A 13,792-nucleotide genomic window follows, 5' to 3' on the forward strand; every position below is an offset into this window, starting at 1 on the left:
TCTTTCAAGCAGGTGCGCCAATGGTGTTGAGCAAGGTTCTGACGAAGTGTGCGGCGATCTGCGCCGCGGCCACGTGTGCGGTCACGATCGCGCACGCCGATCCGCTCGCTTACTCTTCGCCTTCGGCACACAACGCGACTCCGACCAGCGACACCCAGGGACCGCTGTCGCGCGCCCGCGTGCCGCGCCTCGCGCTCGACGACGACGTCTATCTGCCCACCGCTCACCTGAACGAAAAGATCATCCGCGTGCCGGTCGACGCCGCCGGCACTGTCACGCTCGAAACCACGATCTACAAGCCGGACGGCCGCGGGCCGTTCCCGATGATCGTGTTCAACCACGGCAAGATTCCGGGCGATCCGCGCACCCAGGAACGCAGCGACCCGCTTCCGTTCGCGCGCGAATTCGTGCGCCGCGGCTACGTGGTCGTCGCGCCAAACCGCCAGGGCTTCGGCCACTCGGGCGGCGTGTACGAGCAGGACGGCTGCGACGTCCAACGCAATGGCCTCGGTCAAGCCGGCGACGTCGCCGCGACGATCGATTACATGTCGAAGCAGCCTTATGTCGACGCGACGCACATTGTGGTGGCCGGCACCTCGCATGGCGGTCTCGCGACGATTGCGTACGGCACCGAAGCGGCGCCCGGCGTGCGCGCGCTGATCAATTTCTCGGGCGGCCTGCGCCAGGACTCCTGCGAGGACTGGCAAGGCAATCTGACGCGCGCATTCGGCGCATACGGCGAGAAGACCACGGTACCGTCGCTGTGGCTCTATGGCGATAACGATTCGGTGTGGAACGCGCCGCTCGTCGCCGGCATGTACGCCGCGTATGGCGCGCATGGCGCGAGCGTGAAGATGGTCGACTTCGGCAAGTACAAGAACGACGCGCATCGGCTGGTCGGTGACCGCGACGGCGTGCGCGTATGGTGGCCGGCCGTCGAAGCGTTCCTCGCTCGCGCCGGCATGCCGACGGCCGTGCAGTATCACGTCGCCGATCCGGCCGCGCCGCAGGCAACCGGCTTCGCCGCGCTCGACGCCGTCGACGCGGTGCCGTTCCTCGACAACGAGGGCCGCAATGGCTATCGCAACTTCCTGCATCAGTATCCGAGCCGCGCATTCGCGGTGTCGGATTCGGGCGCGTGGTCGTGGGCCGAGGGCGGCGACGATCCGATGTCGGTGGCGGTGGCGAATTGCCAGAAGCAGAGCTCGGATCCGTGCCGGCTGTATGCAGTCGATAACTCGGTCGTGTGGGGCAATCAGAGTTCGCAGACGGCGGATGCGGGTGATGCCGATGCGAATGGCCGGAATGCGATTGCGAGCCGGGAGTGAAGTACGCATAGCATCTGGATTCGAGTTCGGTTCCGACCTGTCGAAGGCCTGCTGATTCAGCAGGCCTTTTTGCATTCGGGCCGCCGTTGCACGATGACCGCAACGAGCGCTCGTGCCGCGCGCCGCGAAAACCACCTCTTCACCACAAATTCTCGCCAGTAATAGCCCATTACTTTGACGTCGCTATCTCCGTCGATTAGCGAGCTTTGATGCCGAAGTCGAACGAGCTGTGGCGAACAGCGGCAAACCTCGACGCCACGGCGAAAAACGCGCGTTTCGCAGCTGATGCGCGCGGCGAAATAAACCGCTAATCTCGACCCCGCGCGCTCGCCAAGGCTCGTTCCTCGCGACCGGAATAGGTCTGCGGAAAAAACGGAAACGCCTTTCAAAAAGGCGTGAGACCGATCTCGCGCGTGCGTCGCATAAAAGCACCTCGGAGTACCTCTTTGGAAAATTCAGCAGCCCCACGGGCCGCCCCTGAAGACTGGGTCGCCCGCAGCCTTCGCGCGGTATGGCATCCGTGCACGCAGATGAAGCATCACGAACGTCTGCCGCTGATCCCCGTCGCGCGCGGTCAAGGCGCATGGCTATACGATCGCGCGGGTCATCGCTATCTCGACGCGATTAGTTCGTGGTGGGTCAATCTGTTCGGTCACGCGAACCCGCGCATCAACGCGGCGCTGAAAGAGCAGCTCGATACGCTCGAACACGCAATGCTCGCCGGCTGCACGCATGAACCCGCCGTCGAGCTCGCCGAACGTCTGCACACGTTGACCGGCAACACGCTCGGCCACGCGTTCTTCGCGTCGGATGGCGCGTCGGCGGTCGAGATCGCGCTGAAGATGAGCTTTCATAGCTGGCGCAACCGGGGCTACGCGGACAAGCAGGAATTCGTCTGCGTTGCCAACAGCTACCACGGCGAGACGATCGGCGCGCTCGGCGTGACCGACGTCGCGCTGTTCAAGGACGCTTACGATCCGCTGATTCGTCACGCACACGTCGTCGCGTCGCCCGATGCACGGCTCGCGCAAGCGGGCGAAACCGCCGCCGACGTCGCACGCCGCGCGCTCGACAACGTGCGCGCGCTGTTCGAGGCGCGCGCGAACCGCATCGCCGCGCTGATCGTCGAGCCGCTCGTGCAGTGCGCGGCCGGCATGGCGATGCACGACGCGTCGTACGTCGCCGGGTTGCGCGCGCTGTGCGACCAGTACGGCGTGCATCTGATCGCCGACGAAATCGCGGTCGGCTGCGGCCGCACCGGCACGTTCTTCGCATGCGAGCAGGCAGGCGTGTGGCCCGACTTCCTGTGTCTGTCGAAAGGCATCAGCGGCGGCTATCTGCCGCTGTCGATCGTGCTGTCGCGCGACGAGATCTTCGCAGCCTTCTATCACGACGACACCGCACGCGGCTTCCTGCATTCGCACTCGTACACCGGCAATCCGCTCGCGTGCCGCGCCGCGCTCGCAACGCTCGATCTGTTCGCGAGCGATGACGTGCTCGCCGCCAACGCCCGTAAATCGGCAAAGCTCGAGGCCGCGCTCGCGCCGCTCGTCGAGCACGCGCAGGTGCGCAATCTGCGTCAGCGCGGCACGATCTTCGCGTTCGATGCGGTGATCGACGATCCCCAGCGAGCCAAAACGTTCTCGCGCCGCTTCTTCGAAAACGCGCTCCAACGCGAGCTATTGTTGCGCCCGATCGGCACCACCGTGTACCTGATGCCACCGTACATTCTCGACGACGAAGAACTCGCGCTGCTCGCCGCGCGCACACGCGACACCTTCGACGCCACGCTCGCGGAGGCCCGCTGATGCATCTGCTCGACACACTCGCCGAAGGCCTGAAGGAAATCGACGCACGCGGCCTGCGCCGCCGCCGCCGCACCGCGGACACACCCTGCGCCGCGCACATGACGGTCGACGGCCGTGAAATGATCGGCTTCGCGAGCAACGACTACCTGGGCCTCGCCGCGCATCCGCAGTTGATCGAGGCGATCGCCGAAGGCGCGCGGCTGTATGGCGCGGGCAGCGGCGGTTCGCATCTGCTCGGCGGTCATTCGCGCGCGCATGCGCAGTTGGAAGACGATCTCGCTGCATTCGCGGGCAGCTTCGTCGACGATGCCCGCGCGTTGTATTTCAGCACCGGCTATATGGCGAATCTCGCGACGCTGACCGCGCTCGCGGGCCGCGGCACGACGCTATTCTCCGATGCGCTCAATCATGCATCGCTGATCGACGGTGCTCGGCTGTCGCGCGCCGATGTGCAGATCTATCCGCACTGCGACATGGATGCGTTGAGCGCGATGCTCGAAGCGTCGGAGGCGGACGTCAAGGTGATCGTCTCCGACACGGTGTTCAGCATGGACGGCGACATCGCGCCGCTGCCGCGTTTGCTCGAACTCGCGGAGCGGCACGGCGCGTGGCTGATCGTCGACGACGCGCACGGCTTCGGCGTGCTCGGTCCGCAAGGCCGCGGCGCGATCGCGCAAGCCGCGCTGCGCTCGCCGCATCTGATCTCGATCGGCACGCTGGGCAAGGCGGCGGGCGTTTCCGGCGCCTTCGTGGTCGCGCACGCGACCGTGATCGAATGGCTCGTGCAGCGCGCGCGTCCGTATATCTTCACGACCGCCTCGGTGCCGGCGGCCGCGCATGCGGTGTCGGCGAGCCTGCGCATCATCGGCGGCGACGAAGGCGATGCGCGCCGCGCGCATCTGCAGCAACTGATCGAACGCGCGCGCGCGATGCTGAAGGCAACGCCGTGGCTGCCCGTCGATTCGCATACGGCCGTTCAACCGCTGATCATCGGCGCGAACGATGCGACGCTCGAGATCGCCGCATCGCTCGATCGCGCAGGGCTGTGGGTGCCCGCGATCCGTCCGCCGACCGTGCCGACCGGCACGTCGCGCCTGCGCATCTCGCTGTCGGCCGCGCACTCGCATGCGGATCTCGACCGGCTCGAAGCCGCGCTGCAACAAGTCGGAGCGCGCGCCGCATGAGCAACCTGAATAACGATGGCGGCGCGCTGTCGCTGTTCGTCACCGGCACCGACACGGAGATCGGCAAGACCTTCGTGTCGTCGGCGCTATTGCGCGGTTTCGTGCGCGAAGGTCTGCAAGCGGCCGCGATGAAGCCGATCGCGGCGGGCGCGTTCGAAGTGAACGGCGTGCTGCACAACGAAGATGCGGATCAACTCGATGCCGCGTCGAGCGTGCTGCTGCCGCCCGCGATGCGCACGCCGTATCTGCTGAAGGAGCCGGCCGCGCCGCACATCGCTGCGGCGCTGGAAAACGTCTCGTTCGATGTCGATCACATCGTTGCGTGCCATCGCGAGGCGCTGAAGCTCGCCGAGGTCGTCGTGGTCGAAGGTGTCGGCGGCTTTCGCGTGCCGTTGACCGCGACGCAGGACACCGCCGATCTCGCCGTCGCGCTGGGGCTGCCGGTAGTGCTGGTGGTCGGCATGCGGCTCGGCTGCATCAGCCATGCGCTGCTGAGCGCCGAAGCAATCGCCGCGCGCGGTCTCACGCTCGCGGGCTGGGTCGCGAATCGCATCGACCCGGATATGACCTTCGCCGACGAAAACATCGCGTCGATTCGCACGCATCTTACGCAAGCGTACGACGCGCCGCTGCTCGGTATCGTGCCGCATATCAGCCCGCTGTCGCCGGAACTTGCGGCCGAACAGCTCGATATTCGACGGCTTCTTCAAACGCTGCGCCAATTGCGCGCGACATAGCGCTGCCCAGCAGCGCCGAACCCCATTTCATCCGTACACGAGGATCGATCACATGACACCACTGAACATCGCAACGGGCAGCGCCGACACGAGCGCCGCCAACGGCAATTCGACTGGCGCCGCCACTGAAGCGAAGCCGCTCGCGCGCTGGCGCGTCGCGGATATCGTCGCGTTGTACGAATTGCCGTTCAACGACCTGCTGTTTCGCGCGCAGCAAACGCATCGCGAGCATTTCGACGCGAATGCGGTGCAACTGTCTACGCTGCTGTCGATCAAGACCGGCGGCTGCGAAGAGGATTGCGCGTACTGTCCGCAGTCGGTGCATCACGACACCGGTCTCGCGGCCGACAAGCTGATGCCGGTCGACGAAGTGCTCGCCGCGGCGAAACTCGCAAAGGACAACGGCGCGACGCGCTTCTGCATGGGCGCCGCGTGGCGCAATCCGAAGGACCGCCACCTCGAGCCGATCAAGGACATGATCCGCGGCGTGAAGGCAATGGGCCTCGAAACCTGCGTGACCCTCGGCATGCTCGAAACGCACCAGGCACAAGCGCTGCGCGATGCGGGCCTCGACTACTACAACCACAACCTCGATACGTCGCCGGAGTTCTACGGCCAGATCATTTCGACGCGCACCTATCAGGATCGGCTCGACACGCTCGAACGCGTGCGCGACGCGGGCATCAACGTGTGCTGCGGCGGCATCGTCGGCATGGGTGAATCGCGCCGCGAACGCGCGGGGCTGATCGCGCAACTCGCAAACATGGAGCCGTACCCGGAATCGGTGCCGATCAACAATCTGGTGCAGGTGCAAGGCACGCCGCTGACCGGCACCGAACCGATCGACCCGTTCGAATTCGTGCGCACGATCGCGGTTGCGCGCATCACGATGCCGCGCGCGATGGTGCGTCTATCGGCCGGCCGCGAACAGATGGACGAGGCGTTGCAGGCGATGTGCTTCCTCGCGGGCGCGAATTCGATCTTTTACGGCGATCAGTTGCTGACCACGAGCAACCCGCAGGCGGAAGCGGACCGCAAGCTGCTCGCGCGTCTGGGCATTCGCGCTGAGGCTGCGCAGCAAATGCCGGTCGAGCAGAGTGAGTGCGAGCGTGGATGTGCGCATGGGCATGGGGATCACGGCGCGGCGAATTGAGCCGCGGAGTCGCTGCATCGGTAACTCGCATGCGCCAAGCGTGCGCGAATGAAAAAGGCTGCCTCGTTTTGCGAGCCAGCCTTTTACTTTTTACGCTAAACCCGAAGCTCACTTCCGATCAACAATAATCTGATCGAACGTCCCCCCGTCGGAGAAGTGCGTGTCCTGCGCCTTCTGCCAACTGCCGAACATCTGCTCGACCGTGAATGTCTTGATCGGCTTGAACTCGGCCGCGTGCTTCGCGAAGACGTTCTTGTCGCGCGGACGCAGATGATGCTGCGCGATGATCTCCTGCGCGGCCGGCGACCACAGATAGTCGAGATATGCCTGCGCTTGCTTGCGCGTGCCACGCTTGTCGACGACCTTATCGACGATCGACACCGGCGGCGCCGCAAGCAGACTCAGCGACGGATACACCGCTTCATAGCTGCCCGCGCCGCCCCCCGTATCGATCAGCGATACTTCGTTCTCGAACGTGACGAGCACATCGCCGATACCGCGCTGCGTGAACGTCGTCGTCGCTCCTCGGCCGCCGGTATCGAGCACCGGCACGTTGCGGAAGATCGCCTTCACGAAGTCGAGCGCCTGCGCGTCGGTGCCGCCCTGCTGCTTGCGATAACCCCACGCGGCGAGATACGTATAGCGTCCGTTGCCCGAGGTCTTCGGATTCGCGATCACCGCCTGGACGCCGGGCTTCGCGAGGTCGTCCCAGTCCTTGATGTGCTTCGGGTTGCCCTTGCGCACGAGGAACACCATCGTCGTCGTGTAGGGTGCGCTATCGTCCGGCAGACGCGCGCGCCAGTTGGCGGGGACCAGGTGGCCCTTTTCGGCGAGCAGGTCGATGTCGTTCGGTTGATTCATCGTCACCACATCGGCCTGCAACCCCTGCAGCACCGACAATGCCTGCGCGCTCGACGCGCCGTGCGACTGCCGCACCGACACCGTCTCACCGCTCTTCTGCTTGTAGTCCGCGATGAAGCCCGCGTTGATGTCCTTGTACAGCTCGCGCGTCACGTCGTACGACACGTTCAGCAGCGACGTATCCGCGCGCGCTGTCGTGACGCCGCCGAACGCGAGCGCAACTAGTGTGATGCCTGCCGTCACGATCGCTGTGAGCCGGCGTGATGTCCCCGTGTTGCCCTTCATGGTTTCCCCGTCTGTCGATGATCAAAACCTGTTGCCGCGCATCCGCGGCATGACGCGGGATTCTAACGGATTGCTTACCTGGCGCGCGCCGCAGCGGGGTGCTCACACGAGCGCATGCTGCACGGTATCGATTGCCTCCTCGCGAAAGCGCAGCGGCGCCGCGCAGTGCACGAGCGTATCGACGAAGTACTTCGCACGCGGCCAAGGACCGAAGCCCGCCGCCGTGTTGATATGCCCCGCATCGCCGAGATTGACGAACGCACTGCCGAAACGCTGCGCGAGATTGCGCGCGTCGGCAAGCGTCATCCACGGATCGGTTTCGCTGCCGATCAGGATCGACGGCACGCCCAGACGTCGCGCGTCGAACGGTCCCGCGAATTCGAACTTGCTCGGACTCGCGGGCGCGACGAACAGCACGCCGATCACGTCGCTGGCGAGTGCGCCCTGCTGCAAAGCATGCGCGGTCGCAAGACAGCCGAAGCTGTGCGCGGCCAGCACGAACGGACCGCGTTCGCGCGCGAGCAGATCGCGCAACGACTTTGCCCATAGCGCGAGATCGGGCGCGTCCCAGTTGGCCTGCTCGACGCGCAACGAGCGCGCGAACTGCCGCTCCAGCCAGCTTTGCCAATGCGCGCCTTCGCTGCCGTGCAGGCCGGGAACGGTGACGAGCCGTGGCGGCCAGCTCGATCGGGTGCATGAAAGCATGTGCGTGCCTCGCTGCGCAGGGAATCCGGGCAATCATTGTCCCGCTCGGTCGCGCGTCGATGAACCAAGATTTTGTGCTTTGGTTATGGGGCAAACGAAGAAATGCGCCGGTACGCGCGGGCTCGACGCCCGCGACTACACGCATCCCGAAGCGCACGCCCGTGCGCAGACGCGCGCGATTTGCGTCGAAAAAGTAGAATGAAGCCTACTTCATAACGGGAGGAGACCCGATGCCGCTCGCGTCGCCCCATCGCCGAGGCGCGCTGCCAGTCCGCCCCGCTGATGCTCAGATCGACGCAGCCGCAATCCGTACCGCATGAAAATACTCTTCTACGCACCGCACACCGAAGCCGCCGCCTGGCTGCACGACTTCGCGCGCGCTTTGCCCGCGGCCGAGCTGCGCGAATGGCAGCCCGGTGACAACGCGCCAGCCGATTTCGCGGTGGTCTGGCGTCCGCCGCGCGAGATGCTGGCCGGCCGCACGACGCTGCGCGCGATCTTCAATCTCGGCGCGGGCGTCGATGCGATTCTCGCGCTCGAACGCGCGCACCCGGGCACGTTGCCGCCCGAGGTGCCGCTCATTCGCCTCGAAGATACCGGCATGGGCGCGCAGATGGCCGAGTATGTGACGCATGCGGTGCTGCGCTATCTGCGCCGCTTCGACGAATACCAGATGCTGCAGGGCGAGCGCCGCTGGAAAGTGCTCGAGCCGCATCCGCGCGCAACGTTCACGGTGGGCGTGCTCGGTCTCGGCGTGCTCGGCACGCAGGTCGCGCAAACGCTCGCTTCGTTCGGCCTGCCGGTGCGCGGCTATAGCCGCAGCGCGAAGCAGATCGACGGAATCGCGACGTTCGCCGGCGACGTGCAGTTCGATAGCTTCCTCGACGGCGCGAAGGTGCTCGTCAATCTGCTGCCGCATACACCCGACACGGAAAGCGTGCTGAACGCGCGAGTCTTCGCGAAGCTCGCGCGCGGCGCATATCTGATCAACGTCGCGCGTGGCGCGCATCTGGTCGAAACGGATCTGCTCGCCGCGCTCGCGAGCGGCCAGCTCGCCGCCGCGACGCTCGACGTGTTCCGCGAGGAACCGCTGCCCGCCGATCATCCGTTCTGGCGCGAGCCGCGCATCACGATCACGCCGCATACGTCGGCGCTAACATTGCGCGAGGACAGCGTCGCGCAGGTCGCGGACAAGATCGGCGCGATGATGCGCGGTGAGCAGGTGAGCGGAATAGTGCAGGTGGAGCGCGGCTACTAGGTGAATTCCCACGCCCGCGCGCGTCGCAGGCGCGCGGGCTGAACTGAATTACAGCAATGCGGCAGCACCCATCCTGGATGGGAGTGCGGTAAAACCGCATCGGATCGGAGACACATCATGGCCTTACCGCAACAAGTGAAAATCGTCGAAGTGGGCCCGCGCGACGGGCTGCAGAACGAGAAGGAATTCGTGCCGACCGCGACCAAGATCGAACTGATCAACCGGCTGTCGGCGGCGGGTTTTCGCAACGTCGAAGCGGCGTCGTTCGTGTCGCCGAAATGGGTGCCGCAGATGGCCGACGGCGCTGATGTGATGGCTGGCATCGAGCGCCGCGCCGGCACCATCTATTCGGTGCTGACGCCGAACCTGCGCGGCTTCGAAGGCGCGCTCGCCGCGCGCGCCGACGAGATCGTGATCTTCGGCGCGGCGAGCGAGGCGTTCTCGCAGAAGAACATCAACTGCAGCATCGCCGAGAGCATCGAGCGCTTCGCGCCGGTTGCCGCAGCGGCGAAACAACATGGCCTGCGGATTCGCGGCAGCGTGTCGTGCGCGCTCGGCTGTCCGTATCAGGGTGAGGTGCCGGTCGCGTCGGTCGTCGACGTCGTCAAGCGCTTCGCGGCGCTCGGCTGCGACGAGATCGATATCGCCGACACGATCGGCGTCGGCACGCCGAAGCGCACCCGCGAAGTGTTCGAGGCGGTGACCGAAGTGTTTCCGCGCGGGCATCTGTCGGGACACTTCCACGACACCTACGGCCAGGCGCTTGCGAACATTTACGCTGCGCTGCTCGAAGGCATCGAGATTTTTCATGCATCGGTCGCGGGGCTCGGCGGTTGCCCGTACGCGAAGGGCGCGACCGGCAACGTCGCGACCGAAGACGTGCTGTACCTGATGAACGGCCTCGGCATCCAGACCGGCATCGACCTCGCCCAGGTGGTCGAGATTGGCGACTTCATTTCGAACGCGATCGGCCGGGCCAACGTGTCGCGCGCCGGCAAAGCGCTGCTCGCGAAGGCGCGCAGCGAAGCGAATACCTGCGTATAAACGCTCTATCCATTTTTGAATCAGGATTTCCAACGATGAACGACCTCGCGTCCTTCGACTCCGACGATCTCGCCGGGCTGCCCGACTCGGCACGCCGCGTCGCGCTGCTGCTGCGCGAACGCGGTCACGCGGGGCGAATCGTGATGCTGCCGGAAACCGGCAAGACTTCCGCCGAAGCGGCCGCTGGACTCGGCTGCGCGGTCGCGCAGATCGCGAAGTCGATTCTGTTCCGGCGCCGCGAAGACGACGCCCCGGTGCTCGTGATCGCGAGCGGCGCGAATCGCGTCGACGAAAAGAAGGTGGCCGCGCAGGTCGGCGAGATCGGCCGCGCGGACGCGAAGTTCGTCCGTGAAAAAACCGGCTATGCGATCGGTGGCGTGTGCCCGGTCGGCCATGCGACCGAGCCGGTCACGCTGATCGATGCGGATCTGCTCGAGCTGGAGAGCCTGTGGGCGGCCGCTGGTCATCCGCACGCAGTGTTCAATCTGACCGCGCAGGAGCTGATCGCGCTGACCGGCGCGCCGGTCGTCGATGTTGCGTTGCGCGAGCCGGCCTGAACACGATGGCGAGCAGTAAGCCTTACGAACAAAAAGCCGGCGACGTCTGCGTGCCGTCGCCGTGCATCAACGTGTGCAGGATGGATGCGTCGACCGGCTGGTGCGAAGGATGCCTGCGCACGATCGACGAAATCGCCGGCTGGTCGACGTTCGACGACGACGATAAGCGCGCGGTATGGGACGCGATCGAAGCGCGCCACGCGGAGTTCATTGCTGGCCGCACGGCATCGACGGCGAAGGAGAAGCAATGAAAGCCGCGCCGCGCGTCGTCACGCTCGGTGAGACGTTCAGTTCGACGCTCGCGTTGTCGGTGGAGTCGATCAAATCGTTCGCAACGCTCGTCGTCGATCTGAACCCGCTGCATCACGATGAAGCGTATGCCGCGCAAAGCCGCTTTGGCGGGCTGATCGCGTCGGGCACGCAACCCACCGCGTATTTCATGGCGCTGCTCGCCACGCATTTTTCTACTTACGCGCAACCGCTCGGCCTCGAATTCGATATCAAGCTGAAGAAGGCGGTGCAGGCGCACGACACGCTGACGATCACATGGCGTGTGCGCGACGCTCACTGGAAACCGAGCCTGAGCGGCGACCTGACCTACCTCGAAGGCACCGTGGTCAATCAGCGCGGCGAACTGCTGCTGACGGGCACCTCGACGATCCTCGTGATGCCGAAGCCCGGCGCGCTCGAGCACGCGCAATCGAAAACGGCCGCACCATGATCGCGCTGCCCGCATCGATCCAGGTGTTCGAGCGCGGCTGGCTGTCGTCGAACAATGTGCTGCTCGTCGATGAAGCCTGCGCGGCGCTCGTCGATACCGGCTATGCGACGCACGCTTCGCAGACGGTCGCGCTGGTGCGCAATGCGTTGCACACGCGGCCGCTCGATCTGATCGTCAACACGCATCTGCATTCGGATCACTGCGGCGGCAACACGCTGTTGCAGGCCACATGGCCGTGTCGCACGCTGATCCCGTCATCCGAAGCCGATGCCGTACGCGACTGGGACGAAACGCGCCTCAGCTTTCGCGCGACCGGTCAAACCTGCGAGCGCTTCGGCTTTACCGGCACGCTCGCACCCGGCGCGCGCTTGCGGCTCGGCGCGCTCGACTGGCAGGTGCTCGGCGCACCGGGTCACGATCCGCATTCGCTGATGCTTTATTGCGCGCACGAACGCTTGCTGATCAGCGCGGACGCGCTATGGGAAAACGGCTTCGGCGTGATCTTTCCCGAACTCGAAGGCGAAAGCGGCTTTGCCGAGCAGCAGGCCGTGCTCGACATGATCGCGACACTCGACGTGCGCGTGGTCATCCCAGGCCACGGCGCGCCGTTCACGCATGTCGAACCGGCGCTCGACCGCGCGATGTCGCGCGTAGCCTGGTTGCGTGCCGATCCCGCGCGCAACGCGAAGAACGCGCTGAAGGTGCTGATCGTATTCAAGCTGCTCGAAGTTCGCGAGATGAGCGTGGACACGCTTTTGCGCATGCTCGACGACGCGTCCGTGATGCGCGCCGCCGCGTCGATGCTGAAGCCACGCAGCGAATGGCCAGCGTTGCTAACGGGAATGATCGGGGAGCTCGCGGCAAACGACGGACCGCTCGAAGTGGACGGCACGCGCATTCTCGCGCGGCGTTGAACGTGGGATTGGGCCGTGCAGTCGGTGCAGTCGAAAAGCGCACCGGAACCAAAACCGTACCGACAAAAAGAAAGCCGCTCGACGAGGCGAGCGGCGGAACATCTGTGTGGACGTGATCAGCGTCGCCATCAATGATACGCGCGCGAATATTCGCAACGCATCGGTGATTTCCCTACAGAAAATTGACACCGCGTTTTACAAATGCATACATCTTCTGTCATCAAGCCGCGTTAGGCGTTCGAATGTGAGCGCTTTATTCCGGAATCCCTGGCAATATCCGTATCACGTGGACGACAGGCGCTTTTTCTGCGGCACGATCCGCCACCCAAGATTCACGCCCGCCGCCGCCAGCAGAATCAGCGCGGCGCCGAGCACCTGAATCCATGCGAGTGTCTGTCCGAACGCAATCCGGTCGACGATGATCGCGACCACCGGATAGATGAACGATAACGCGCCCGTCATCGAAGTCGGCAGCTTCTGAATCGCGCCGTACAGCAGCACGTACATGAGACCGGTATGGACGACGCCGAGCACGACCAGTTCGAGCCACTGCACACCGCTTTCCGGCAATGCGTCGAAGCGCACGAACGGTGCTATCAACAGCACGCCGAGCGACACCTGGATCAGCGCGAGCAGATGCGGCGGCGTGCCCTTCAGCCGCTTCGTGATGATCGACGACACCGCGTACATCGCCGCCGCGCCGGCCGCATAGGCGACGCCGACCAGATATTGCCCCGGCACCGCGAGCACGGCCGGCTCGACCTTCACGACGAACACGAGCCCGACGAACGCGACCACGAGCCACGCGATCGTCGACGCGCTGATGCGCTCGCGAAACACCAGCGCACCGAGCCCGACCAGCATGAACGGCTGCGTGTTGTAGACGGCCGTCGCCATTGAAATCGACGCGCGTGAATACGCGGCGAACAGCAGCACCCAGTTCACGACGATCGCCGCGCCGCCGAGTAACGCGAGGCCGAGCATCTTCCACGAAAACAGCTCGCGGCGAAACAGGCCGAGCACCGCGCACACGAGCGCGAGCGTCGCGCCGCCGAAAATGCAGCGGAAAAACACCACGTTAAAGGGGCTTTGCTGCGACGACACGACGAGCCAGCCGATCGTGCCCGACATCAGCATCGCAATGCTCATCTCGGCCGCGCCGCGGCGGATGTCGCTCGACGAACTGCTCGAGCTCGTCGGTGAAGCCTTGTTTGAAGCCATGATTCGATCCCGGATT

At 65.1% G+C, this 13,792-nt stretch carries 14 protein-coding genes; 11 read left to right on the forward strand and 3 right to left on the reverse strand.

Going from position 1 to position 13,792, the window contains the following annotated elements:
- Window positions 1-20: 20 nt before the first annotated feature.
- The 5 genes from AB3X86_RS02860 (at window position 21) to bioB (ending at window position 6,210) form a co-directional block, all read left to right on the forward strand.
- Window positions 21-1,328: a dienelactone hydrolase family protein gene (locus AB3X86_RS02860; RefSeq protein WP_368594843.1), complete on the forward strand. Its 1,308-nt coding sequence runs from the start codon at window positions 21-23 to the stop codon at window positions 1,326-1,328.
- 446 nt (window positions 1,329-1,774) lie between these two features.
- Complete coding sequence (gene bioA, locus AB3X86_RS02865; RefSeq protein ID WP_368594844.1) at window positions 1,775-3,136, forward strand: adenosylmethionine--8-amino-7-oxononanoate transaminase; 1,362 nt, start codon at window positions 1,775-1,777, stop codon at window positions 3,134-3,136.
- Window positions 3,136-4,320: an 8-amino-7-oxononanoate synthase gene (gene bioF / locus AB3X86_RS02870; protein WP_368594845.1), complete on the forward strand. Its 1,185-nt coding sequence runs from the start codon at window positions 3,136-3,138 to the stop codon at window positions 4,318-4,320. Before bioA ends, bioF begins: the two co-directional genes overlap by 1 nt.
- Entirely contained in the window at window positions 4,317-5,057 is a 741-nt protein-coding gene (bioD, locus tag AB3X86_RS02875) for a dethiobiotin synthase (protein ID WP_368594846.1), read from the forward strand. Before bioF ends, bioD begins: the two co-directional genes overlap by 4 nt.
- 52 nt (window positions 5,058-5,109) lie before the next feature.
- The gene (bioB, locus tag AB3X86_RS02880) at window positions 5,110-6,210 is read left to right on the forward strand and encodes a biotin synthase BioB (RefSeq protein WP_368594847.1); all 1,101 of its coding nucleotides are present in this window, start codon (window positions 5,110-5,112) and stop codon (window positions 6,208-6,210) included.
- A 108-nt stretch (window positions 6,211-6,318) separates the two neighbouring features.
- On the opposite strand, the gene AB3X86_RS02885 is transcribed toward bioB, so the two are convergent.
- Together AB3X86_RS02885 and AB3X86_RS02890 are read right to left on the reverse strand one after the other, a co-directional pair.
- The gene (locus AB3X86_RS02885) at window positions 6,319-7,356 is read right to left on the reverse strand and encodes a sulfate ABC transporter substrate-binding protein (RefSeq protein ID WP_368594848.1); all 1,038 of its coding nucleotides are present in this window, start codon (window positions 7,354-7,356) and stop codon (window positions 6,319-6,321) included.
- A gap of 102 nt (window positions 7,357-7,458) precedes the next feature.
- Entirely contained in the window at window positions 7,459-8,061 is a 603-nt protein-coding gene (locus AB3X86_RS02890) for an RBBP9/YdeN family alpha/beta hydrolase (protein ID WP_368594849.1), read from the reverse strand.
- 316 nt (window positions 8,062-8,377) lie between these two features.
- Here AB3X86_RS02890 and AB3X86_RS02895 point away from each other — a divergent pair, with 316 nt between their 5' ends.
- From AB3X86_RS02895 to AB3X86_RS02920, 6 genes are all read left to right on the forward strand, one after another.
- Window positions 8,378-9,319 (forward strand): 2-hydroxyacid dehydrogenase, encoded by a 942-nt coding sequence (locus AB3X86_RS02895; RefSeq protein ID WP_368594850.1) that lies wholly within the window; start codon window positions 8,378-8,380, stop codon window positions 9,317-9,319.
- 117 nt (window positions 9,320-9,436) lie between these two features.
- Window positions 9,437-10,363 (forward strand): hydroxymethylglutaryl-CoA lyase, encoded by a 927-nt coding sequence (locus AB3X86_RS02900; RefSeq protein WP_368594851.1) that lies wholly within the window; start codon window positions 9,437-9,439, stop codon window positions 10,361-10,363.
- Window positions 10,364-10,398: 35 nt separating this feature from the next.
- Entirely contained in the window at window positions 10,399-10,920 is a 522-nt protein-coding gene (locus AB3X86_RS02905; protein ID WP_368594852.1) for a YbaK/EbsC family protein, read from the forward strand.
- Between the two features lie 5 nt (window positions 10,921-10,925).
- The gene (locus AB3X86_RS02910; RefSeq protein ID WP_368588406.1) at window positions 10,926-11,171 is read left to right on the forward strand and encodes a DUF1289 domain-containing protein; all 246 of its coding nucleotides are present in this window, start codon (window positions 10,926-10,928) and stop codon (window positions 11,169-11,171) included.
- On the forward strand, window positions 11,168-11,641 hold the full coding sequence (locus tag AB3X86_RS02915; RefSeq protein ID WP_176122283.1) for a MaoC family dehydratase: 474 nt from the start codon (window positions 11,168-11,170) through the stop codon (window positions 11,639-11,641). Before AB3X86_RS02910 ends, AB3X86_RS02915 begins: the two co-directional genes overlap by 4 nt.
- On the forward strand, window positions 11,638-12,555 hold the full coding sequence (locus AB3X86_RS02920) for an MBL fold metallo-hydrolase (RefSeq protein ID WP_368594853.1): 918 nt from the start codon (window positions 11,638-11,640) through the stop codon (window positions 12,553-12,555). The genes AB3X86_RS02915 and AB3X86_RS02920 overlap by 4 nt, the downstream gene beginning before the upstream one ends.
- Window positions 12,556-12,837: 282 nt before the next feature.
- Here the strand turns inward: AB3X86_RS02920 and AB3X86_RS02925 are convergent, their stop codons facing one another.
- Complete coding sequence (locus AB3X86_RS02925; RefSeq protein ID WP_368594854.1) at window positions 12,838-13,776, reverse strand: DMT family transporter; 939 nt, start codon at window positions 13,774-13,776, stop codon at window positions 12,838-12,840.
- Window positions 13,777-13,792 lie beyond the last annotated feature (16 nt).

Source organism: Paraburkholderia sp. BR14374, assembly GCF_040948685.1.
Lineage (GTDB): Bacteria > Pseudomonadota > Gammaproteobacteria > Burkholderiales > Burkholderiaceae > Paraburkholderia > Paraburkholderia youngii.